Source organism: Streptomyces sp. NPDC054841 (assembly GCF_053611045.1).
The window spans coordinates 1-23398 of record NZ_JBSGZO010000092.1; the positions used below are offsets into that span (position 1 = coordinate 1).

Consider the following 23398-nt stretch of genomic DNA (forward strand, 5'->3'; position numbering starts at 1 on the left):
GGCGCCGGGGGGCCCGGGTGGGCGCGGGGGGCGGGGGCCCCGCGGGGGGGCGCCCCGCGCTCCCCCCCCCCCCCCGCCCTAGACCCGCGCTGTGCGGGAGGGGCCGGCCCGTGGGGGCCGGCCCCTCCCTCATGGTCATAGGGGGCATGTCGCGTGCGCGGGCAGCCTCTTGTCGTGCGCGTCGGCGGTCCTTTTGCGCGTGTGTGGACGCCGGCCGGCATCTGCGGGGACGCCCGTCTGCCCGCCCGCCCCCGTGCGCGCCGCCGGGGCGACTACCCGCAGGTCCCGCCGTCCTCCGGCACTCTGCCGTCCAGCAGGTAACGGTCCACGATGTCCGTCACGCACCCGTTCTCCGGGCTGTAACCGCCGTGGCCCTCGCCCTTGTTGGTGAGCAGCACACCGACGCCCTCGCTCAGTTCGTCCGCCATCCGCCGCGCGCCCTCGTACGGCGTCGCCGGGTCGCCGGTCGTGCCGACGACCAGGATCGGGCCCGCACCCTTCGCGCTGGTCTCGGGCGTCACCCGCTCACCGGGCACCGGCCACTGCGCGCACCAGCCCGCCGTGTCCCACGCCAGGAACGGGCCGAACACCGGGGATATCTTCCGGAACTCCGGCAGCAGCCCCTTCGCCTGCGCCGGTGTCGGACGCTGCTTGGTGTCCAGACAGGAGATCGCCCGCTGGGAGTGGCTCTGCGTCCCGTAACGGCCGTTCGCGTCACGGTCGTTGTACATGTCGGCGAGCGACAGCAGCTTTGTGCCACGGCCGCTCTGCTCGGCCTCCTGGAGGCCCTGGGTGAGATCGGTCCACAGGCTCTTCGCGTACAGCGACAGGACGATGCCCGTGAGCGCGAGCCCCTCGGTCAGCTCACGGTCGCTGTCGGTGGGCAGCGGCTTCTTGTCGATCCGCTCCAGCAGCGCCGCTATCCGCGCCGAACCCTCCTTGGGGTCCTGCCCCGTGCTCGTGAGGTAGTTGTCCAGGGCGCGCTGGAAGCCGATGGTCTGATTGCGCGCGTGGCCTATCGAGTCGGCCGTCGGATCGACGACCGCGTCCAGTACCGTGCGCCCCACGTTTCCGGGGAACAGGTGGGCGTAGGTGCCGCCGAGTTCCGTACCGTACGAGATACCGAAGTAGTTGAGCTTGCGGTCGCCCAGCAGATGGCGGATGAGATCCATGTCGCGGGCGGCATCGGCCGTGCCGACGTGCGCGAGGACCTTGCCCGAGCGGCCGGCGCAGCCCGCGCCGAAGTCCTTGGCGTCCTTGAAGTAGGCCGCTTCCTCGGCAGAGGTGTCGGGGGTGAGGTCGACGCGGGACGCCGCCTCGTCCTGCTCCTTGTCGCCCCGGCACACCACCCCGGAACTGTCCGCGACCCCGCGCGGGTCGAAGCTCACCAGGTCGTAGCGGGCGTTGAGCTTCTGGTAGTCCACCGCGGCGCGCGGCAGCATGTCGACGCCGGAGCCGCCGGGGCCGCCGAAGTTGAAGAGCAGCGAACCGAGGCGCTTGTCCTTGTTCTGCGCCTGGCGGCGGATCAGCGCGATCGACAGCGTCTCGCCCTCGGGGGCGTCGTAGTCGAGCGGGACCTTCACCTTCGCGCAGGTCCAGCCCTCGCTCTCGCAGGGCTTCCAGTCGGGCCGCTGCTTCGTGAGCGCGTCGGGGAGGCCGTGTGCCGCGTCGCCGTCCTGCACCGGGGCGGGCTCCCCCGTCCCGGCCCTGTCACCCGTGCCGGCACCGCCGGTGTCACAGGCCGTCAGCGCCCCGCCGGCCAGTGCCAGCGCGACGGCCGCCGCCAGCGCCCTCGTACGGAAAGACATTCCAGGCCCCCCCGGGGATTCACCCGACTGATTCGACTGATCCGCCATCCTAGGCGCCGCCACTGACAGTGACATCGGGAGCCCTGCCCCCGAGCCTATTTGCAGACGGTTCCCGCGGCCGGGACCTTCCCGTCCAGGAGGTACTGGTCCACGGCGGTCTTCACACAGGCGCTTCCGCTGCTGTACGCCCCGTGACCTTCGCCCTCGTACGTCAGCTCGATGCCGACGCCCTTCCCGAGCTCCTCGGCCATCGCCTTGGCGCCCGCGTAGGGGGTCGCCGGGTCCCCGGTGTTGCCGATGACGAGGATCGGGGCCGCCCCGGGCGCGCTGACATCGGGTGTGTCCCACTGCCCCGGCACCGGCCACTGGGAGCAGCTCATCAGGCCCCAGCCGAGGTAGTCGCCGAAGACGGGCGAGGCCGCGTGGAACTCGGGGAGCTTGGCCTTCGTCTGCTCCAGCGAGTACCGCTCCTTGAAGTCGACGCAGTTGATCGCCGCGTTGGCCGCCTGGATGTTGCTGTACTGACCTTCCTGGTTGCGGCCGTTCATCACGTCGGACAGGGTGAGGAGCAGTGCCCCGTCGCCGCCGTCCGCCTCGTCGAGCCCCTGTTCCAGCAGCGGCCAGAACTTCTTGGAGTACAGGGCCTGGGCGATGCCGCTGGTCGCCTGGGTCTCGGTGAGCTCGCGGTCGCCGAGTGCCGGGATCGGCTGCTTCTCGAGCCGGGCCAGCAGATCGACGATGAACTGCTGGATCTCCTCAGGGGTACTGCCCGGGAGCTTGCATGCGTCGCCGCGCGCGACACAGTCCTTGGCGAAGTTGGTGAGGGCCAGCTGGAAGCCCTGGGTCTGGCCGAGCGAGGCCTGTTCCGGATTGCCGGTGGGGTCGACGACGGCGTCGAAGACGGCCCGGCCGACGTTCTTCGGGAAGAGGTGAGCGTAGACGCCGCCGAGTTCGGTGCCGTACGAGATGCCGAAGTAGTGGAGCTTGTCGTCGCCGAGGACCTGGCGCATCAGGTCCATGTCGCGAGCGGCGTTGCTGGTGCCGACGTACGGCAGGTCCTCACCCGAGCGCTTCTCGCAGCCCTGGTCGTACCTACGGAGGTTCTCCGTGAACGCCTTCTCCTCGGCGGCGTCGTCCGGGGTGGCGTCCTGCGCGTAGTACTCGTCGAGCTGTTTGTCGTCGAGGCATTCGACGGCCTGGCTGCGCCCGACCCCGCGCGGGTCGAAGCTCACCAGGTCGTAGCGGGACCGCAGGCTCTCGAACTCGCTCGCCGCGGCCGGCAGGGTGCTGACCCCGGAGCCGCCGGGACCGCCGAAGTTGAAGATCAGGGAGCCGATCCGCCGGGACTCGTCACGGGCCCTCGCACGGATGAGGGCCAGCTCGATCGTCTCGCCGTCCGGATCGGCGTAGTCGCGCGGGGCATCCATGAAGGCGCACTCCCACGGTGTGCCGCCGGGCAGCGGTGAGGGCGCGGTCCCGCCGCCCTCCGCCTCCGAGGGCGCCGGACACGGCTGCCAGTCCAGTGTCTGGGCCGCGAGGTCCCGGTTCTGCTCCTTGCCCGTGCCTTCGCCGCCGTCCGAGCACCCGGCGGTGACGAGGAGTACGGCGGCGGTCGCGGCGGCGAGGACGGTCCCGGCCCGCCGGGCGGCTGACGCGCGCCGCGCGGCGCGGCTCTGGCCGACGGTGTCGTCCCAGGAGTCGGAGCCTGCCGGATCCGCAGGCGCGGCCGCGTCGGCAATGGCCGCCGGGTCGGCGGCGTCCGTGGTTCGGCCGCTGTCGTCAGGTCCGGAGCCGTCGGAGGGGCAGCCGGTGGGGGAGGTCGGCATGACCCCATCCTGCGGCGCGGCGAGACGGTCCGCCTGTCGACGGCGGGCCATGAGGATGCAGGGCGAGGGCGCACATCGCCGTGAGGGTGCGCATCGCCGTGAGAGTGCACGGCGATGCCCTCGCCCCTCGGGGCACCCCGTTCCGGAGCGACTCCAGGCCCGTCCGGCGGATCTTGCTGGGCTCGCGACGTCCTGCGATCCAGCCCGATCCACCGGACGGGACCTAGAGCGCCCCCTTGCGGGTGAGCTGGTTGAAGGCCACCCACCCCGGCAGAACCGGCAGCCACAGCGTCATCAGCCGGTACAGCAGTACGGCGGGAGCCGCGACCTCGGGCGGCAGACCCACGGCGATCAGGCCGATCGTCAGCGCACCCTCGACCGCCCCGATGCCGCCCGGTGTCGGCGCGGCCGACCCGAGGGCGCTGCCCGCGAGGAAGACCACGGCGATGCTGGCGTAGCTGAGCTGCTGATCCCCGTTGTCGAAGGCCCGGATCGAGGCGTCCAGGCACATCACGAACGTGCCGCTCAGCAGCAGCATCCCGCCGATGCCGGTGATCAGCTTCCCCGGCCGCTGGAGCACGTCCAGCATCCGCGGCACCACCCCGGCGAACAGCGACCGCAGCCGGGTCACCACGAACTTCCGCAGGAACGGGATGGCGGTCACCACCAGCACCAGCACGGCCACGGTCAGCAGACCCGCGATGACCGTCCTGGACGGGGTGAGCGACGACGTCTTCTCCGTACCCGTCAGATAGCCGAAGGACAGCAGCAGAAGAATGTGCGCGCCGAGACCGAAGAGCTGGGAGGCGCCGACGCTCGCCACGGCCAGCCCGGGACGGACACCGGAACGCTGCAGGAAGCGGGTGTTCAGCGCCACACCGCCGACCGCCGCCGGAGCGACGATCTTCACGAAGGATCCGGCGACCTGCGCCACGACCGTCCGCAGGAACGACACCCGCTCCGGCACGAAGCCCAGCAGACTCATCGCGGCGGCGAGATAGCTGAGCCCCGAGAAGAGGACCGCGGCTGCGACCCAGCCCCAGTGGGCCCGGCCGACCACGGTGAGGTCGGTCCGGGTCAGCTGGGACAGCAGGAAGTACGCGGCGATGGCTCCGGCGATCAGGCTGACCAGCGTGCGCGGCTTGATCCGCTCCAGCCGGGCCGGCTCGACCGGCGCCTGCGGCCGGATCAACAGCACCTGGTGGCGGATCTGGGCGAGCAGATCCTCCTCGCGGGCCTCGTCCAGCGCCTCGTCCATGGCTCGCTTCTCGGCCTGCTTCTCGGCGCGCAGCGACTTGCGGACAGCCTTCTTGCCGGCCCTGTCGCCGCTCTCGGCCACCTCCAGAGCCTCCTCGGCCCTGGCCTGCCTGGCCGACTCCGACGCCGCCAGCACCGCCTCGCGCTCGCGCTGCGAACGTTCCCGGGCGAGCCGCCGCAGTGTCGCCCGTGTGGAGCGGCTGAGCGCGATCGGCTGCAGCAGCGGAAGACAGTCCGCGACCGCGTCCGGACCGAGCACCTCGACCGCCGCGGCCACCGCGCGCTCGGCGCCGACCCGCAGTCCCAGAGTGGCCAGCAGCTGGGCGATGTCCATGCGCAGCACCACATCGCCGGCCGCGATCTCACCGCCGCGCAGATCGGTCAGCACGACCTTGCCGGAACGATCCACCAGAATCGCGTCGCCCGTGAGCCTGCGGTGCGCGATACGCCGCGATTGCAGCGCCCGCACCTGCTCGAAGGCGCCGCGCACCACGTCGTCCGTGATCTCCTTGTCCGCCATGGAGTCCAGGGAGTGCCCGCCGAGGTGCTCGTACACCAGGATCACGGCGTCCGGGCCGAGCTCGGACGTGGCGATCAGCTTGGGTGCGTTGGCCCCGGCGGCGATCGCGGCGTACGCGAGCAGCGCCTCCTGCTCCAGTGCCTGCCGCAGGGACTGGATCGAACGGCGTGTGGTGATGCCGCGCAGCGTCGCCCGGCGCCACACGCGGTAGAAGTAGCCCTGCGCCTGCTGCTCACGGTCGACGACGGTGACATCGAGTGGCGGGCCGTCCTCCAGAGTGACCAGATAGCGGCGACCGCGGTCGCCCTGGTCCGCCGAGTCCGGCACGTCCTCGGCGCGCATCGCGGTGACCGGACGGAAACCGACATGGCGCAGACCGGCCAGCAGGGTCTGGCCGGTGGGCCGCACGTTCGGCGAGCCGACGGCGTAGAGCGTGCCGTACGCGACGGACCAGCCGATCAGCACGGTGAGGATGATCGAGAATGGGGTGGTGTAGCCCGCCACCAGCATCGCGAAGGCGTCGAGCAGCAGCACACCCCACAGCGCAACCCGCCAGCGAGGCCGTCTGGCCATGCCGACCGCCGTCATATAGGCGATGACGGGCGCGAGATAGCCGTGGACGGGATCGGTGAGACCGCCGCCCGTCTGCGGCTGGGTCAGCGCGTCCTGGATCTGGCCCGGCGCTGCCTTGGCGACCCAGAGGTCGGTGGCGAGAGTCACTCCGTGGGCGAGGACGGCGGCGAGGACGCCGTCCGCGATCCGCAGGCCGTCCCGTTTGATCAACCGCTCGATCGCGAAGGCGACCGGGACGAGCAGCACGGCGATGCTGGAGACCAGGCCGGCGAGCTTGACCAGCACGTCGGGGGCCTGGCCGGTGCCCTTGGAGATGTCCTGTTCCAGACCGGACGTGGTGCCGTGGGCGAAGGCGGCGAGGCCGAGGACGACGGCGATCGCCAGGATGCCGGTGAGCAGCCGCGTCAGATCGGAGGGGCGGTGCACGCGCGCCGGGAGGAGGGGCTCGTCCCCGGAGAGCCGGTCGATGTGCGCTGCGTCGTCGCTGTCAACGCTGTCGTCGCGTTCGGCGGTGGCTGCGTCGGTGCCTCGAACCGGTGCGTCCGTGTGGCCGGAGGGCGGCACGTCAGGGCTGTGGGTGCGGTCGGGCGTACGGCCGTGCGTGCGGCTGGACGTACCCGATTGCTGCCCGGGATCTCCGGGGTGGGACACGGCCTGTTCGTGGCGCGGTCCGGCTGCGTCGCGCGGTTCGGCTCCGGGGTGGGACTCGGCCCGGTCCTTGCGCGGTCCCGCGCCTCCCCCGCGTGCTTCGGCGGATTCCGGGCGCGACTCGGAGCCGGAGGTGCTCGCCGCCGCAGGAGGCTGCACGTCCTGCTCCTTCGTCGTGTCTGTCTCTTCTTGATCTCGTATCACCAGTCACCGCCCGGACGATGGTGGCATGGCGGGCTGACAATGGGGGGCATCAGGGTGCAATGCGAGGGCGTGAGCTGCACCAGATACGCCTCTTTGTCTGCGTACGTACGCTGCGTGACGGTCCAGCCCCACTGTCGGTCCCATGGTGCAGGATGGGCCGGATGAGCGATGAGGTGCCGGAACTTCCGGAGTACGCGGAGCGGGTGCTCGATGCCGCCGAGCACATCCCGCCGGGCCGTGTCATGACGTACGGCGACGTCGCGGAGTGGCTCGGTGAGGGGGGACCACGCCAGGTCGGCCGCGTCATGGCGCTCTACGGAGGGGCCGTGCCGTGGTGGCGCGTGGTGCGGGCGGACGGCGTCCTGCTGCCGGGCCACGAGTTGGGAGCACTGGAGCACTACCGCGCGGAGGGCACCCCGCTGCGGGAGGCGTCGCGCGGCGCGGACGACCATGTGCCGCGCCTCGACATGAGGCGGGCGCGCTGGGACGGTGGCGCGGGCACGACGGACACAGGAGCTCACACCTGACAGCTTCCGCCATTTGGCGGTGCGATGGGTCATCCGGTTCCCGTACGGAGTATCCGGCGCGCTCGGGACCGGACTCCCTGCGACCCAGGCGCTGCCTGGCGTAGCGTCTTCGGAACCGCCTTCGGCACCCTCGTACCCCCGCGGCCCGCGCTTGCGCACCGGCCCCCTCACCACCAGCACACCCACCAGGACCGGCGATCCACGTGAGCTCCTCCTCTTCCAACGGGCGTACACCGCACCGTCGGGCACGGCAGGGGGTCCCCCCACGCCCGCAGGGGCGCAGAGGGAGGACCCCGGGCGCGTACCGACTGGTGCGTACCCCGCCGGGCCCGGTGGATCCCCCTCTCCTGGACGCGGCACAGCACGCGGTGGTTGACCATGAACAGGGACCGCTGCTCGTGCTGGCGGGACCGGGGACGGGGAAGACGACGACCCTGGTCGAGGCGGTGGCGGCGCGGATCGCGCGGGGCGCGGATCCGGAGCGGCTCCTGGTGCTCACCTTCAGCCGCAAGGCGGCGGTGGAACTGCGCGACCGCATGGCCCTGCGGCTCGGAGGCGCGCGGGCGCCGCAGGCCACCACCTTCCACTCGTACTGCTACGCGCTCGTCCGCGCGCACCAGGACGCCGACCTGTTCGCCGAACCGCTGCGGCTGCTGTCCGGTCCGGAGCAGGACGTGGCGGTACGCGACCTGCTGGCCGGGCAGCTCGACCTGGAGCGTGAGGGGCGGGCCGGGGCGCGCTGGCCCGCGGAGCTGAGGGCATGCCTCACCACGCGCGGTTTCGCGGACGAGGTGCGGGCCGTGCTCGCCCGGAGCCGGGAGCTGGGCCTCGGCCCGGACGCGCTTGCGGCCTTCGCCCGGCGCACGGGGCGGCCCGACTGGGGGGCCGCCGCAGCCTTCCTCGCCGAATATCTGGACGTCCTGGACCTACAGGGTGTCCTCGACTACGCGGAACTGGTCCACCGGGCATCGCTCCTCGCCGAACGGCCCGGGACCGGCGACGGGCTCGCCGCGCGGTACGACGCCGTCTTCGTCGACGAGTACCAGGACACCGATCCGGCACAGGTCCGGCTGCTGCGGGCACTGGCCGGGCACGGCCGCACCCTGGTCGCATTCGGCGATCCCGACCAGTCGATCTACGCCTTCCGGGGCGCGGACGTGAACGGCATCCTCGACTTCCCCGGCACCTTCCGCCGCGCGGACGGGCGCCCGGCGCCGGTCGCGGTCCTCACGACGTCCCGCCGTTCGGGGGCCACGCTGCTGTCGGCGACCCGTCTGCTCACCCAGCGCATGCCGCTCACCCGGCTCCCCTCGGACAAGGTCCGCGCCCACCGCGAGCTCACCCCGGTCCGCGCGGGCGGCCGCGTCGAGGCGTACACGTACCCCACCGCCTCCACGGAACTCGACAACATCGCGGACATCCTCCGTCGCGCCCACCTCGAAGAGGGCGTCCCCTGGAACGACATGGCCGTCCTCGTCCGCGCCGGCGCCCGCACCCTCCCGTCCGCCCGCCGCGCCCTCACCGCCGCCGGCGTCCCGGTCGAAACGGACGGTGACGACATCCCCCTGCGCCACGAACCTGCGGTGGCCCCTCTCCTGACGGCCCTCCGCACCGCCGCGAAGGCGACGACCGTCCCGGCCCCCGGCGCGCCCACCGATCCCGCCGGCCTACCCGCGGGTGCGACGGTCCCGGCGCAGCAGCCCGCGGGGCACCTGCCCGACGCGGACATCCCTGCCCCGGGTGATGGCCCGGGCGACGAGCCCGGCACGCCGGGGCCCGGGTTCCGGGAAGGTGGGGATCTCCCCGAGCAGGGGGAGGGGAGCGGAACCGCCTCCACCGCCCCGCACCCCACCTGGCTCGACCCCGAAACCGCCGTCACACTCCTCACCTCACCCCTCGGCGGCATGGACACCGCCGACCTCCGCCGCCTCGGCCGCGCCCTCCGCGACGAGGAGCGCGCCGCGGGCAATCGCGTGCCGCCGCCCTCCGACCTGCTCATCGCCCGCGCCCTCGCCGAGCCCGAGCGGCTCACCGCGCACGATCCCGCCTACGCCCGCGGCGCCCAGCGCCTGGGCACGCTGCTGCGCAAGGCCCGCGAGCTTCTCGACGGCGGTGGTACCGCCGAAGAGGCCCTGTGGGAGCTCTGGACCGGCACCCCCTGGCCGCAGCGACTGGAGCGCGCGGCACTGAGGGGCGGCGCGGCCGGCCGCAACGCCGACCGCGACCTCGACGCCGTCTGCGCGCTCTTCGAAACCGCCGCCCGCGCGGAAGAGCGCACCGGCGGCCGCGGCGCCCTCAACTTCCTGGACGAGCTGGAGGCCCAGGACATCGCCGCCGACACGCTCACCCGGCGCCCGGAACGCCCTGCCGCGGTACGCCTCATGACCGCCCATCGCTCCAAGGGCCTCGAATGGGGCCTCGTCGTCGTCGCCGGCGTCCAGGAAGGTCTCTGGCCCGACCTGCGCCGCCGTGGCTCCCTCCTCGAAGCCGACCGCATCGGCCGCGACGGCCTCGCCGAACCCCTCACTCCCGGCGCCCTCCTCGCCGAGGAGCGCCGCCTCTTCTACGTCGCCGCCACCCGCGCCCGCGACCGCCTCGTCGTCACCGCCGTCAAGGCACCCGCCGACGACGGTGATCAGCCCTCCCGCTTCCTCACCGAACTCGGTGCGGAGCCGAAGGACATCACCGGCCGTCCCCGCCGCCCCCTCGCCGTCGCCCCCCTCGTCGCCGAACTCCGCGCCACCACCGTCGACCCCGGAGCGAGCCCGGCACTGCGCGACGCCGCCGCCCGCCGCCTCGCCCGCCTTGCCGCGCTCACGGACGACGAGGGCCAGCCGCTGGTCCCCGCCGCCCATCCGTACCGCTGGTGGGGATTGAACGAACCGACCCACAGCGGCGTTCCGCTCCGCGACCGCAACCATCCCGTCACCCTGTCGGGCAGTGCCCTCGACCAGCTCGCCAACACCTGCGCGCTGCAGTGGTTCCTGGGCCGCGAGGTCAAGGCGGACGCCCCCGCCACCGCCGCCCAGGGATTCGGGAACGTCGTCCATGTCCTCGCCGACGAGGTCGCCTCCGGCCGCACCCCCGCCGACCTCGCCGTCCTCATGGAGCGCCTCGACTCCGTCTGGGACGCGCTCGTCTTCGACGCCCCCTGGAAGTCCCAGCAGGAGAAGGAGCACGCGCGCGTGGCGCTCGAACGCTTCCTGCGCTGGCACGTCACGGACCGCGACGGCCGCACCTCCGCCGCCACCGAGCACGACTTCGACGTGACCCTCGAAGCGGGTGCGTACGAGGTACGGATCCGCGGTTCCATGGACCGCGTCGAGCAGGACGAGCACGGCCGGGCGTACGTCGTCGACTTCAAGACCGGAAAGCAGGCACCCACCAAGGACGAGATCGCCCACCATCCCCAGCTCGCCGTCTATCAGCTGGCGGTACGCGAGGGAGCGGTAGACGAGGTCTTCGACGGCCGCCGCCCCGAAGCCGGCGGCGCCGAACTCGTACAGCTGCGCCAGCCCGCCCCCAAGAAGGAGGGGGGAGACGCCCTGCCGAGGGTCCAGGCGCAGGAGCCGCTCGCGGGGGAGTGGGTCGGCGAGCTGCTCGCCACCGCCGCCGGCCGCGTACTCGACGAACGCTTCACCCCGAACACGGGCACCCACTGCGGCCATTGCGCCTTCCGGGCGTCGTGCAGCGCCCGGCCAGAGGGCCGGCACATCGTCGAATAGCACCTCTCCGGAAGGTGTGGCGCGAATCACGCGGTTGCCGTGCATCCAAAGCCGGCTCACAGCAGTCGCACAACAACGCGATAAGCGATTCCTGCTGGGAGAGACAAATGATGGCCAACCGGAAGATTCTGGTCTCGGCGGTTGCGTGTGCGGCCCTGACCGCCACCCTCGTCGGCTGCTCCAAGGACGGAGGTGGCAAGGACGCGGGCTCCAAGGGCAAGTCCGACCAGACGGTCAGCGAGTCCCCGAAGGCACCCGAGCCGTTCGCCGGTATGACCGGGCAGCAGATCGCCGACAAGGCGGTGGAGGCCACCAAGGCCGCCTCGTCCCTCAAGGTCGCCGGCTCGGGCAAGGACGACGGCAAGCAGCTGGCGATCGAGTTCGCCCTCAGCAAGCAGGGCAACTGCAAGGGCAAGATGGGCTACGCCGGTTCCGGCCAGGCCGAGTTCCTCGTGCTCAACAAGGTCATGTACATGAAGGGCGACGAGGCGTTCTACAAGGCCATGGGCAAGGAGGAGGGCTCCTCCGCGGAGGAGACCGCCGCCATGACCGAGATGCTCAAGGGCCGCTGGATGAAGATCCCGGCCGATGAGGACGCGGCCAAGGACATGGGCGGCGCCTGTGACCTCGACGGCCTCATCGACGAGATGGAGGACGGCAGCACGGCCAACGTCACCAAGGGGCAGCTCACCGAGGTCAACGGCCAGAAGGCGATCACGCTGACGGAGAAGGACGGTGCGGAGACGCACACCATCTACGTCGCCGCCGAGGGCAAGCCGTACTTCCTCAAGGTCGTCACCACGGGCGGCGACGAGCCCGGCACCATGACCTTCAGCGACTACGACAAGCCCGTCGCAGCCACTCCTCCGCCGGCCGGCGAGGTGGTCGACCTGGAGAAGATGATGGGCGGCGCCGGAAGCGCCTGACGTCCCCTGTCGGTGCCTGAAGGCACCTCATAAGACCTGAAGTACGTACAGGGCCGACGGGGACCACTGACTGTCAGTGGTCCCCGTTAGCCTCTCTGGGGTGTCCGCACGCATCACCGACCCCGAGCAGCTCAAGGAGCTCCTCGGCATCCCGTTCACCCCGGAGCAGACGGCGTGCATCACCGCACCGCCCGCCCCGCAGGTCGTCGTGGCCGGAGCAGGTTCGGGAAAGACGACGGTGATGGCGGCCCGGGTGGTGTGGCTCGTGGGCACCGGCCAGGTCGCCCCGGAGCAGGTACTCGGCCTGACCTTCACCAACAAGGCGGCGGGTGAGCTCGCCGAGCGCGTCCGCACGGCGCTCGTACGGGCCGGGGTCACCGACCCCGACACCATCGACCCGGACAACCCTCCGGGCGAGCCGCGTATCTCCACGTACCACGCCTTCGCCGGACAACTCCTCACCGACCACGGCCTGCGCATCGGCCTGGAGCCGACGACGCGGCTCCTCGCCGACGCCACCCGCTTCCAGCTCGCCGCGCGCGTGCTGCGCGAAGCCCCGGGACCGTACCCCGCGCTGACCAAGTCCTTCCCGTCCCTGGTCAGCGATCTGCTCGCGCTCGACGCCGAGCTCGCGGAGCATCTCGTACGCCCCGAGCAGCTCCGCGCCCACGACTCCGCACTGCTGCACACCCTGGAGACCGCGAAGCTCACCAACGCCGAGCTGCGCAAGGTCCCCGAGGCCGCCGCAGCCCGCCGCGAGCTCCTGGACCTGACCGAGCGCTACCGCGCGGCCAAGCGCGCCCGCGACCTGCTCGACTTCGGCGACCAGATCGCGCTCTCGGCGGAGCTCGCGCTCACCCGCCCCGAGGTCGGCCGGATCCTGCGCGACGAATTCCGGGTGGTCCTGCTCGACGAGTACCAGGACACCTCCGTGGCTCAGCGGCTGCTGCTCTCCGGCCTCTTCGGCGCCGGCACCGGTCACCCCGTCACCGCCGTCGGTGACCCCTGTCAGGCGATCTACGGCTGGCGCGGCGCGTCCGTCGCCAACCTGGACGACTTCCCCGAGCATTTCCCGTACGAGGACGGCACCCCCGCCACCCGCCTCTCACTGAGCGAGAACCGCCGCAGCGGAGGCCGACTCCTCGACCTCGCCAACGGTCTCGCGGAGCCCCTGCGCGCCCGGCACGAAGGCGTCGAGGCACTGCGCCCCGCCCCCGGCGCCGAGCGCGACGGCGCCGTCCGTATCGCCCTCCTGGACACCCACGCGGAGGAGATCGCCTGGCTCGCCGACGCGATCGCCCACCTCGTGCGCACCGGCAAGGAGCCCGGCGAGATCGCCGTCCTGTGCCGCACGGCGGGGGACTTCGCCGAGATCCAGGGCGCCCTCGTCGCCCGCGACATCCCCGTCGAAGTGGTCGGCCTGTCCGGGCTGCTGCATCTGCCGGAGGTCGCCGACCTCGTCGCCGTCTGCGAGGTCCTGCAGGACCCGGGGGCCAACGCCTCGCTGGTACGGCTCCTCACCAGCCCCCGCTGGCGCATCGGCCCCCGCGACCTGGCGCTGCTGGGCCGCCGCGCCCGGCTCCTCGTACACCGCGCGGACGGCGACGCCGACCCCGACCAGCGCCTTGCCGCGGCTGTCGAAGGCACCGATCCGGCCGAGGTGATCTCCCTCGCCGACGCGCTCGACACGTTCCTCGAATCGAACGACACGGACGACGGCCTGCCGTTCTCCGCCGAGGCCCGCGTCCGATTCGCCCGCCTCGCCACCGAGCTGCGCGAACTCCGGCGCTCCCTCGCCGACCCCCTGATGGACGTGCTGCACCGCGTCCTCGCCGCCACCGGCCTGGAGGTCGAGCTCTCCGCGTCACCGCACGCCCTGGCCGCCCGCCGCCGCGAAACCCTCGCCAACTTCCTGGACACAGCAGCCTCCTTCGCCTCACTGGACGGCGAAGCGACCCTGCTCGCCTTCCTCGGCTTCCTGCGCACCGCCGAGCAGTACGAGAAGGGCCTCGACAACGCCCTGCCCGGCGGGGAGAACACGGTGAAGGTGCTCACCGCACACAAGTCGAAGGGACTCGAATGGGACGTCGTCGCCGTCCCGGGACTGGTCGCCGACCAGTTCCCGAGCACCCGCGCCCGCGAATCCTGGACCTCCCAGGCCAAGGTCCTGCCGCACGCGCTGCGCGGTGACGCCGACACGCTCCCGGACATCACCTCCTGGGACGCGAAGGGCCTCAAGGCCTTCAAGGACGAGATGAAGGACCATCAGCACACGGAAGAACTCCGCCTGGGCTATGTGACCTTCACCCGCCCCCGTTCCCTGCTGCTCGGCTCGGCCCACTGGTGGGGCCCGACCCAGAAGCGCCGTCGCGGCCCGTCCGCCTTCCTGCACGCCCTGTACGACCACTGCGCGGCGGGCCATGGCGAGATCGAGGCATGGGCCGAAGAGCCCCCGGAGGACGCCGAGAACCCCGCACTCCAGAAGAGAGCGGCCGAGCACGCCTGGCCCCTGCCCCTGGACTCCGCGGCGATGGCCCGCCGCCGCGCGGCCGCGGACCTGGTGCTGGCGCACCTGGACGCCCTCTCGGCGGGTGCGTCGGATGCGTCGTCGGATGGGTTGGATGCGTCGGACGAGCGGGACGCGTCGGACCAGCCGGGCGAGCGGGAGCGGCCGGACGAGCCGGAGGCACCCCAGGACGAGCTCTGGCCGGATGACGAACAGGCCTGGGGCGACGAGGAGCCCTGGGGCGACGAACAGGGCTGGGGGGAGGGCGAACCGGCCTGGGAGGGCGAACTCGCACCGGGCATCGGTGATCCCCGGCCGTCGCGCGAGGGTCCGCCGGCCGAAGGCAGCCCGTCCGATCCGATCGAACTGTCCGAACCGTCCGAACCATCCGAACCGTCCGAACCGTCCGAACCGTCCGAACCGTCCGAACCGTCCGAACCATCCGAACCGTCCGAACCATCCGAACCGTCCGAACCGTTCGGCCCGTTCAGCCGGCCCGGTCATGCCGGCCATCGCCCGGTCGGCGGCCGGGGCGGTGCGAGCTTGCCCCCGGTTCCGGGGAGAGACGGCGCGGGGGAGGTCTCCCCGCGCCTCCCCGCCCAGCGCGGCGAGCCACTCACCCCCGAGGACGCCCGGGCCATCGCCTCTTGGGACCGGGATCTCGACGCGCTCACCGGCGAGCTGCGCCGCGCCCGCGCCGCCGTACGCGACGTACCCGTACCGCCCTCGCTGTCCGCGTCCCAGCTGCTGCGGCTCGCCGCCGACCCCGACGGCTTCGCCCAGGAGCTGGCCCGCCCCATGCCGCGCCCTCCGCAGCGGGCCGCGCGGCGCGGCACCCGCTTCCACGCCTGGGTGGAGTCGCGCTTCGAGGAACTGCCACTGCCCATGCTCGGGCCCGACGAGCTGCCCGGCGGTGACCCGGAGGAGGCCGAGATCGCCGACGAACGGGATCTCGCCGCGCTCAAGGAGGCGTTCGAGCGCACCCCGTACGCCCGCCGCACCCCCTACCGCGTGGAAGTGCCCATCCAGCTCACCCTCGCGGGCCGCGTCGTCCGGGGCCGTATCGACGCCGTCTACCGCGACGAGACGACCGGTGCGTACGAGATCGTGGACTGGAAGACCAGCCGCGCCCGCGATGCCGACCCGCTCCAGCTCGCCGTCTACCGCCTCGCCTGGGCCGAGCAGCACGGCCTCCCGCCCGAATCCGTCGCGGCCGCCTTCGTCTACGTACGCACAGGAGAGGTCGTCCACCCCGGCGGCCTGCCCGACAGGGCAGGCCTGGAGCGGATCCTCCTGGAGGATCCGGAGCGGGGCCCCGAGCAGGATCCGGAGCAGGACCCCGAGCCGCAACCGGTCCCCGACCGGGCCGGCGAACCCGCCCCGGGCGCCGGATAGGCTCGAGGCCATGAGCGACACCCCGGACACCGCCGTCCGTACGTACCTGGAGCAGCACCGCGCGGCCTTCCTCGACGACCTCGCCGACTGGCTGCGCATCCCGTCCGTCTCCGCCCAGCCGGAGCACGACGCGGACGTACGGCGCAGCGCGGACTGGCTGGCGGCGAAGCTCGAGGAGACCGGCTTCCCGACCGCCGAGATCTGGGAGACGGACGGCGCGCCCGCCGTCTTCGCCGAGTGGCCGTCCGGCGACCCGGACGCCCCCACCGTGCTGGTCTACGGCCACCACGACGTCCAGCCCGCCGCCCGCGAGGACGGCTGGCACACCGACCCGTTCGAACCGGTCGTCAAGGACGGCCGGATGTACGGCCGCGGCGCCGCCGACGACAAGGGCCAGGTCTTCTTCCACACCCTCGGAGTGCGTGCGCACCTCGCCGCCACCGGCCGCACCACCCCCGCCGTCAACCTGAAGCTCCTCGTCGAGGGTGAGGAGGAGTCCGGCTCGCCGCACTTCCGCGCCCTCGTGGAGCAGCGCAGGGACCGCCTCACCGCCGACGCCGTGATCGTCTCCGACACCGGCATGTGGTCCGAGACCACTCCCACCGTCTGCACCGGCATGCGCGGCGTCGCCGACTGCGAGATCGAGCTTTACGGCCCCGACCAGGACATCCACTCCGGTTCCTTCGGCGGCGCGGTGCCCAATCCGGCCACGGTCGCCGGCCGCCTCGTCGCCGCGCTTCACGACGAGAACGAGCGCGTCACGATCCCCGGTTTCTACGACGGCATCGCGGAGCTGACCGACACCGAGCGGGGGCTCCTCGCGGAGCTGCCCTTCGACGAGGCCGAGTGGCTGCGTACGGCGAAGTCGTACGGGACGCTCGGCGAGGCCGGCTACTCCACACTGGAGCGCATCTGGGCCCGGCCGACCGCCGAGGTCAACGGCATCGGCGGCGGATACCAGGGCCCCGGCGGAAAGACGATCATCCCGTCCTCCGCCCAGCTGAAGCTCTCGTTCCGGCTGGTCGCCGGACAGGATCCGGACCGGATCGAGGAAGCGATCCGCACCTGGGTCGCCTCCCGGATTCCGGCCGGCATCCGCCACAAGATCACTTTCGGTGCCGCGACCCGCCCCTGCCTCACACCGCTGGACCACCCCGCCCTCCAGGCCGTCGCCCGCTCCATGGGGCGCGCGTTCGACGGGCAGAAGATCCGCTTCACGCGCGAGGGTGGCTCCGGACCTGCCGCCGACCTCCAGGACGTGCTCGGTGCCCCCGTACTCTTCCTGGGTATCTCCGTACCGTCCGACGGATGGCACGCGCCGAACGAGAAGGTCGAGCTGAACCTGCTGCTCAAGGGCGTCGAAACCACCGCCCACCTGTGGGGCGATCTGGCCGGCGCCCTCCACTGACAGACCACCGAATCACCCCGGGGGAGTTGGAAGTACCTGTGAGCACCTTCAATAACGTCGCCGACGGCCGTCCCATCAGCCTCACCGCGCCGAGCGGCATCGACCGCGCGGCGCACCACCGACTCGACGAGGCCTGGCTGGCGGTGGCATGGAGTCACCCGACGACCCGGGTGTTCGTCATCTCCGGCGGACAGGTGCTCATCGACGACGCCCCCGACGGCCGCACCGAACTCGTCATGACCCCGGCCTTCGAGGCCCCCGTCACGGAGACCCACCGCTACTTCCTGGGCACCGACGAGGAGGGCGTCAGCTACTTCGCGCTGCAGAAGGACGCCCTCCCCGGGCGCATGGACCAGTCCGCGCGCGCCGCCGGGCTGCGCGAGGCCGGACTGCTCCTGTCCCCGCGGGACGCGGGTCTGATGGTGCACGCGGTCGCACTCGAGAACTGGCAGCGGCTGCACCGCTTCTGCTCACGTTGCGGCGAGCGCACGGTCATCGCGGCCGCGGGCCACATCCGCCGCTGCCCGGCCTGCGGAGCCGAGCACTACCCGCGTACCGACCCCGCCGTGATCATGCTCGTCACCGACGAAGAGGACCGCGCGCTTCTCGGCCGCCAGGTCCACTGGCCCGAAGGCCGTTTCTCCACGCTCGCCGGCTTCGTCGAGCCCGGCGAGTCGATCGAGCAGTCCGTGATCCGCGAGGTGTACGAGGAGGCCGGCGTCACCGTCGGCGACGTCGAGTACGTCGCCAGCCAGCCCTGGCCCTTCCCGTACAGCCTGATGCTGGGGTTCATGGCCCGCGCCACTTCGTCGGAGATCAACGTGGACGGTGAGGAGATCCACGAGGCCCGCTGGTTCTCGCGGGAAGACCTGCGGGCCGCATTCGAGTCCGGGGAGGTACTGCCTCCCTACGGAATCTCGATTGCGGCCCGCCTCATCGAGCTCTGGTACGGCAAGCCCCTGCCGAAGCCGGGCTCCGCCGTCTGACGGCACCAGGCCGCTCAGACGCCGATCTTCTGCTTGACCTGAGCCAGCGAGGGGTTGGTCAGGGTCGAACCGTCGGCGAAGAGAACGGTCGGCACAGTTTGTAGACTTCCCTTTGAGTGTGGGCGGCCAGGGAGGGCCGCCCCATGTCCAGGGAGGGGGAGACCGTGAGCGACAAGCCCAGGGCTCTTGGCGTCATCCGTCTGTCAGTAGGCAACGAGAACCAGACCGGCGAGGAAACGCAGCGCACCCGCATCAGCAAGCGGGCGGACGCCGAAGAGATGGAGTTGGTCGACTTCGCCGTCGACATCGACGTATCCGCAGACATCTCGCCGTGGATGCGCCCGTCCCTGGGCGACTGGCTCAACAACAAGCGGGACCAGTTCGACCACATCATCATCCTGAAGATCGACCGCATCGCGCGGTCGGTCCGCCACCTCTCGGACATCATCGAGTGGTGCGAGGCGAACGGTAAGGGCCTGATCTCCTGCGAGGAGGGTTTCGACCTCGCGAAGCCATGGGGCAAGACCATTGCCAAGATCCTGGCCGTGGTCGCAGAGGCGGAGCTGGACGCCATCAAGGCCCGTAACAAGGCATCTCGGGAGACCATGCGGAAGACCGGCCGCTGGCCGGGTGGCCTTGTCCCGTTCGGTCGCCGGTCGGTCAAGGGTGAGGACGGTTTCACGCTAGAACTCGACCCGACGTACGGACCCGTGCTGATCGAGATGATCCGGCGTTTCGTCAAGGAGCCCAACTTCTCGGCCGTGGCCGACTGGCTGAACGAGGAAGAAGTCCCTACCGCCCAGGACATCGCTCGTATGCGTGCTGCGGCCGGTGAGAGCACGACACGGCTGGCCGCCCCGAAGCCGCGGGGAAGCAGGTGGACGCCGACAACGGTCCAAGCTGTGCTGACGAGTCGCTCACTTCTTGGCGAGTACGTGCGCGCCAACGGAACCGTGGTCCGAAACGACGACGGCTCGCCGGTCACGAGGTCGGCTCCGGTGCTGAACGAGGAGGAGTGGGCAAGGCTGTCGGAGGCCGTGGCCTCGGTCAAGTACAAGAAGCAGCAGGGGTCGACCTCCCCCACGGTCGGCGTGACGTTCTGCCTCCAGTGCAAGAGCCCGATCTACTACGTCAAGGGCGACCCGTCCAGGAGCAAGCGCGAGCGGTACCGCTGCCACGGAAACAAGAGCAAGGGCATCAAGGCATGCCCGAAGCAGACCTTTTGGGCCGAGGACCTTTACCCGTGGCTTGAATCGTCTCTGTTGGGGGAGATCGGTCACCTCACCAGGATGGAGTCCAAGACGACGGTGGACGACAGCCGAGCGGCGAAGCTCGCAGTCATCGACGGGAAGATGAACCAGCTCAACAAGGAGTTCCAGCAGGGCGAGATGAACGCCACGGCGTACGCGTCACAGATGACCACCCTCGCCCAGGAGCGGGAGAAGATCACTACCCAGGACGGGCCGAAGCCGGTGACGGTGTGGACCTCGACGGGAGAGAGCTACAGCGAGTGGTGGTACCGGTCGACCGTCGATGAGCGCCGGGAGTTCCTGAAGAAGCACGGGGTGAAGGCGTACTTCAGGACCGATGTTCTCGCCATCGATCCTGGGGGCCTGATCGACAACCTTCGGCAACAGGGCACCGAATGGTGGGATGCGCCGTCCAAGCCGTCCCAAGTCTGGCAGCCGATCGAACCCCTGTGGGGGTTCGGAAACGCCCCTGCCGAGAAGCCTTCGACGCTCACAGGGGTGGAGTGGGAGATCGTCAGCCGCTGGGAGGACTTTGAGGCGGAACGCGCGGCAAGGGCCGAAGACGAGGCAAAGGAAGCAGAGGGAGCCGGGAAGATGCCGACTCAGGTCTGACTGAGCGAGCGAGGAGGCCCCCGACCGCGGGGGCCTTTCCCGTTCCTGTGCCCTGTAAGATGCGCTGCCAGGTCGCCGCCGTCGCTCCCGACCGCACGAGACCGAGTCCAGTGCCTCACGCCCTGGGCGCTCACCTGTGAAGAAGACCGTGCCAGCCGTGGCCGGTCCACCCCCGCGAAGAAAGGGAGGCACATGTCCCGCCGTCCGGCGGGGGTCACTGGCGCACGCTGCGCCACACAGGGAAGGGAGCCACACATGATCGTGGAGCGCACCAAGGCAGGGCTTGCCGCAGCCAAGGCGCAAGGCAAGGTGGGCGGTCGCCCCAAGGCCATGGACGCGAGGATGATCAGCCAGGCGCAGGCATTGAAGGACGAGGGCAAGAGCTACGGGGCCATCGCCAAGGCGCTTGGAGTGGGGCAGGCGACCGTCTACCGGGCGCTTACCGGCACGGCCGGATGAGACCCGCCAGCCCGAAGACAGCGCTTGAGACAGGCGCACAGAGACACAGGTAGGCCCCCCGGCATCGAGTCGGGGGCCTCTGCCATGCACGGGCCTGCGTCGCCCTCTGAGTGGCCAAACGATGCCGACCCCTGCCGACTACGGGGGAAGTCGACAGGGGCCAGCACAGGGGCGCGTGGTCGCTCATGCTGCGCCCCTTCCGGCGCACCTAGGTGCAGGGTGCTTGCCGTCCCTCGGTGTGCCGGGGGTCTGCCGGTCACTCGTCCCGGGCCACCGTCGCGAACGACGTGCAGATACGTCGGAAGCCCTTGTGTCCGCTCCGGCCTGCGTGGCTCATGCACTCCACGTCGACCGCCGCGCCGTCCGTCGACGGCTGCGCCGTCCAGTCGCACCACAGGCACTCCGCCTCGAAGGTCACTTCAGTGTCCGGGTGCTGCGTGATCCGGTGCTTCACGTACCGCAGGACGGCGCGGCTAGGCATCGCTGCCCGACTCCCGTGCTGCGCTGCCAGATGCCGACGCAGGCACACGTTCGCATCCGTCACCGCGCTGTGGTCGAACACAGAGCGGGCGTTCTGGCGACGCACCGCGAACCCGAGGCACACCGAACAGCCGGGCACGGGCGCAGGCTCCCGCACAAAGGGCGAGAGTGTGGAGCCCTTCTGTCTGCGTGCCGCCATTCGCAACCTCCCCGCCGTGGGCCTTCCGTGGCAATCAATGATCCACCGTGGATTGGCAAGAGAGCGCAGTTATTCGCGTTGTCGGGTAAAGATCACGAGCGGAATTGCCTGGCCCACTCGGACAGTCGCTCCCTGGCTTGCTCCCCGAACAAGGCGTAGCCGTCATATACGGCGAACTCATCCAGGTATGCCGACACGTCCCGACGATCCCGGAACACCATCGCCCCTGTCGACGTCTCAACCGTTGCTATCCGAGTGTCGTAGACAGTGAAGGTATTCAACGGGCACACCGGCATGTGGCCCCGTAGAGGGATGATCCCGAGGCGCACATTCGGCAGGAGGTTCACGGACGTCAGCCGGTCAATCTGCATGGCCATGGCCGAGGCAGGAAGAAATGGCCACCTGACGGCTTGCTCGGTCAGAATGAACGTGAACCGCTTCGACGTGTCGTAAAGGACCGCCTGCCGCTCCAGCTTCTTTGCGATGGCCTTGCTGTGATCGCCGGGGATGCCGGCAAGGCTTGCCCTCACGTATTCGGGTGTCGCGAGTAGGCCCGTCACCATGGACAGCAGGAAGTACCGGAACTCTGTAGAGGACTTCTCGAACCCTGCTAGTGTCTCGTGATCCTGTCGGCATTACTTGATCTTGCGTGTCTCGTTCTCCTGGCATGGAGCTCTCTGTGGAACAGGCCACCGAGCTGCGGGAGTTGGTAAGCAGTCGGGACGTTCCCGCGGATATCGCCACGCGGGGCCGGATCGTCTTGTGGGCGGGTGAGGGGCGCCGTCGCAAGGACATAGCCGAGCTGCTTGGCGTATCGCTGCCGACGGTGGATCGCTGGAAGCGTCGTTATGCCAAGCAGGGCCTGGCCGGGCTGGAAGGTGACCGTCCTGGTGGTGCACGGGAACAGGTGCCGGCGCGGGTGCGGGCCCGGGTGATTGCGCTGACGCGCATGACGCCGCCGGACGGCACGGGGCTTTCGCACTGGTCCACACGGGAGTTGGCGAAGTACCTGGAGCGGACCGAGAACATCACCGTGTCCTGGCACTACATCGCGCGCGTCTGGCGGGAGGAGAGCCTGAAGCCGCACCGCAGCGGTACTTTCAAGATTTCCAAAGACCCCGCGTTCGCGGAGAAGGTGGCCGATGTGATCGGCCTGTATCTGGCCCCGCCGGGCGGCGCGGTGGTCCTCTCGATCGACGAGAAGACGCAGATCCAGGCGCTGGACCGGACCCAGCCTGTGCTGCCGGTCGCCTTCGCGGCGAGCGAGAAGCGCACCGCCGACTACGTCCGGCACGGCACCACGAACCTGTTCGCCGCTCTGAACGTGACCACCGGCGAAGTGCTCGGCGAGTGCAAGCCGACCCGGAACGGCAAGGATTTCCTGGCCTTCTTGAAGAAGGCTGTGAAACCGCATGCCGGGAAGGACATCCATGTCGTCCTGGACAACCTCTCGACGCACACCACCCCGGAGGTCAAGGAGTGGCTGTCGAAGAACCCGCAAGTCCACTTCCATTTCACTCCCGTCGGCTCCTCGTGGCTGAACCAGATCGAGATCTGGTTCGGAATCCTGACCCGGCAGTCCATCCGCCGCGGCACGTTCTCCAGCGTCAACGTCCTGATCAAACAGATCCGCGACTACATCAACTCCTGGAACACGACGGCGACACCGTTCACCTGGACCGCGACGGCCGGCGAGGTCCTCGCGAAGGTCCGACTCGTCGCGACCAACGTGAAGAAACTTGTCAATAACAACTCGAACTGACATGAACAGGATCACGAGAAACTAGCTCGTTCTGCTTCTTTTCCAGACCCGTACGGCGCTGCGACCACACGTCTTGCCACTCAGTGTTGGCGATGCGAGTGAGGGCCTCCACCTGCGAGACAAGCTCAGGCGGGGCGTCCAGCGCCCGAAGGATCAGCTCCACGTCGACAAGGCTCGGCGTCAGCTTCGCACTCTCGATGTTGCTGACCTTTGTCTGAGACATGTTGCAACGCTTAGTACTCCAGCTGTAGATCGTGATCTTGCTGGTGGGGCCTGGTAGGGGTACGGGTACGGCCACCGTTGATCATCGTGACTTGTGTGGAGTAA

General features: G+C 70.5%; 14 protein-coding genes and 2 pseudogenes. 9 read left to right on the top strand and 7 right to left on the bottom strand.

The window, feature by feature from the left end; all coding sequences use genetic code 11:
* Nucleotides 1–272 precede the first annotated feature (272 nt).
* From ACWGI8_RS15385 to ACWGI8_RS15395, 3 genes are all read right to left on the bottom strand, one after another.
* On the bottom strand, nt 273–1808 hold the full coding sequence (locus ACWGI8_RS15385) for an alpha/beta hydrolase (protein ID WP_453661165.1): 1536 nt from the start codon (nt 1806–1808) through the stop codon (nt 273–275).
* Nucleotides 1809–1903: 95 nt separating this feature from the next.
* Nucleotides 1904–3634 carry an alpha/beta hydrolase gene (locus ACWGI8_RS15390; protein ID WP_453661166.1) on the bottom strand — a complete coding sequence of 577 codons (1731 nt, stop codon included), beginning with the start codon at nt 3632–3634 and terminating at the stop codon, nt 1904–1906.
* A 223-nt stretch (nt 3635–3857) separates the two neighbouring features.
* Nucleotides 3858–6791 (bottom strand): lysylphosphatidylglycerol synthase domain-containing protein, encoded by a 2934-nt coding sequence (locus ACWGI8_RS15395; protein ID WP_453661168.1) that lies wholly within the window; start codon nt 6789–6791, stop codon nt 3858–3860.
* Between the two features lie 206 nt (nt 6792–6997).
* Here ACWGI8_RS15395 and ACWGI8_RS15400 point away from each other — a divergent pair, with 206 nt between their 5' ends.
* The 6 genes from ACWGI8_RS15400 (at nt 6998) to nudC (ending at nt 18309) form a co-directional block, all read left to right on the top strand.
* Nucleotides 6998–7363 carry an MGMT family protein gene (locus ACWGI8_RS15400; RefSeq protein WP_453661170.1) on the top strand — a complete coding sequence of 122 codons (366 nt, stop codon included), beginning with the start codon at nt 6998–7000 and terminating at the stop codon, nt 7361–7363.
* Nucleotides 7364–7566: 203 nt separating this feature from the next.
* Nucleotides 7567–11088 carry an ATP-dependent helicase gene (locus tag ACWGI8_RS15405; RefSeq protein WP_453661171.1) on the top strand — a complete coding sequence of 1174 codons (3522 nt, stop codon included), beginning with the start codon at nt 7567–7569 and terminating at the stop codon, nt 11086–11088.
* Between the two features lie 107 nt (nt 11089–11195).
* Nucleotides 11196–12014: a hypothetical protein gene (locus ACWGI8_RS15410; RefSeq protein WP_453661172.1), complete on the top strand. Its 819-nt coding sequence runs from the start codon at nt 11196–11198 to the stop codon at nt 12012–12014.
* 100 nt (nt 12015–12114) lie between these two features.
* Nucleotides 12115–15915 (top strand): UvrD-helicase domain-containing protein, encoded by a 3801-nt coding sequence (locus ACWGI8_RS15415; RefSeq protein WP_453661174.1) that lies wholly within the window; start codon nt 12115–12117, stop codon nt 15913–15915.
* A 10-nt stretch (nt 15916–15925) separates the two neighbouring features.
* Nucleotides 15926–17323, top strand: coding sequence for a dipeptidase (locus ACWGI8_RS15420; protein WP_453661176.1), 1398 nt, complete (start codon nt 15926–15928; stop codon nt 17321–17323).
* Nucleotides 17324–17361: 38 nt separating this feature from the next.
* A complete protein-coding gene (gene nudC / locus ACWGI8_RS15425) occupies nt 17362–18309 on the top strand; it encodes an NAD(+) diphosphatase (protein ID WP_453661177.1) in 948 nt (315 codons plus the stop codon).
* A gap of 14 nt (nt 18310–18323) precedes the next feature.
* Here the strand turns inward: nudC and ACWGI8_RS15430 are convergent.
* A pseudogene (locus ACWGI8_RS15430) lies at nt 18324–18425 on the bottom strand (NrdH-redoxin); the annotation flags it as partial.
* A gap of 27 nt (nt 18426–18452) precedes the next feature.
* Between ACWGI8_RS15430 and ACWGI8_RS15435 the strand changes: the two are divergent.
* Nucleotides 18453–20171, top strand: a complete 1719-nt coding sequence (locus tag ACWGI8_RS15435) for a recombinase family protein (protein ID WP_453661178.1) — start codon at nt 18453–18455, stop codon at nt 20169–20171.
* Between the two features lie 255 nt (nt 20172–20426).
* Nucleotides 20427–20630 (top strand): helix-turn-helix domain-containing protein, encoded by a 204-nt coding sequence (locus ACWGI8_RS15440; protein WP_453661180.1) that lies wholly within the window; start codon nt 20427–20429, stop codon nt 20628–20630.
* Nucleotides 20631–20886: 256 nt separating this feature from the next.
* Here the strand turns inward: ACWGI8_RS15440 and ACWGI8_RS15445 are convergent, their stop codons facing one another.
* Together ACWGI8_RS15445 and ACWGI8_RS15450 are read right to left on the bottom strand one after the other, a co-directional pair.
* A complete protein-coding gene (locus ACWGI8_RS15445; RefSeq protein WP_453661182.1) occupies nt 20887–21111 on the bottom strand; it encodes a DUF7848 domain-containing protein in 225 nt (74 codons plus the stop codon).
* A gap of 290 nt (nt 21112–21401) precedes the next feature.
* Nucleotides 21402–21923: pseudogene (locus tag ACWGI8_RS15450) on the bottom strand (DUF5753 domain-containing protein); the annotation flags it as partial.
* Between the two features lie 65 nt (nt 21924–21988).
* Here ACWGI8_RS15450 and ACWGI8_RS15455 point away from each other — a divergent pair.
* The gene (locus tag ACWGI8_RS15455; protein ID WP_453661183.1) at nt 21989–23071 is read left to right on the top strand and encodes an IS630 family transposase; all 1083 of its coding nucleotides are present in this window, start codon (nt 21989–21991) and stop codon (nt 23069–23071) included.
* On the opposite strand, the gene ACWGI8_RS15460 is transcribed toward ACWGI8_RS15455, so the two are convergent.
* Entirely contained in the window at nt 23052–23294 is a 243-nt protein-coding gene (locus ACWGI8_RS15460; protein ID WP_453661185.1) for a hypothetical protein, read from the bottom strand. The genes ACWGI8_RS15455 and ACWGI8_RS15460 overlap by 20 nt on opposite strands.
* Nucleotides 23295–23398 lie beyond the last annotated feature (104 nt).

Bases quoted from the DNA above. Each gene is read 5' to 3' on its own strand.
- ACWGI8_RS15410 (WP_453661172.1), top strand. From the start codon at position 11,196: ATGATGGCCAACCGGAAGATTCTGGTCTCGGCGGTTGCGTGTGCGGCC.
- ACWGI8_RS15435 (WP_453661178.1), top strand. From the start codon at position 18,453: ATGTCCAGGGAGGGGGAGACCGTGAGCGACAAGCCCAGGGCTCTTGGC.
- ACWGI8_RS15440 (WP_453661180.1), top strand. From the start codon at position 20,427: ATGATCGTGGAGCGCACCAAGGCAGGGCTTGCCGCAGCCAAGGCGCAA.
- ACWGI8_RS15400 (WP_453661170.1), top strand. From the start codon at position 6,998: ATGAGCGATGAGGTGCCGGAACTTCCGGAGTACGCGGAGCGGGTGCTC.
- ACWGI8_RS15420 (WP_453661176.1), top strand. From the start codon at position 15,926: ATGAGCGACACCCCGGACACCGCCGTCCGTACGTACCTGGAGCAGCAC.
- ACWGI8_RS15445 (WP_453661182.1), bottom strand. From the start codon at position 21,111: ATGCCTAGCCGCGCCGTCCTGCGGTACGTGAAGCACCGGATCACGCAG.
- ACWGI8_RS15460 (WP_453661185.1), bottom strand. From the start codon at position 23,294: ATGTCTCAGACAAAGGTCAGCAACATCGAGAGTGCGAAGCTGACGCCG.
- ACWGI8_RS15385 (WP_453661165.1), bottom strand. From the start codon at position 1,808: ATGTCTTTCCGTACGAGGGCGCTGGCGGCGGCCGTCGCGCTGGCACTG.
- ACWGI8_RS15390 (WP_453661166.1), bottom strand. From the start codon at position 3,634: ATGCCGACCTCCCCCACCGGCTGCCCCTCCGACGGCTCCGGACCTGAC.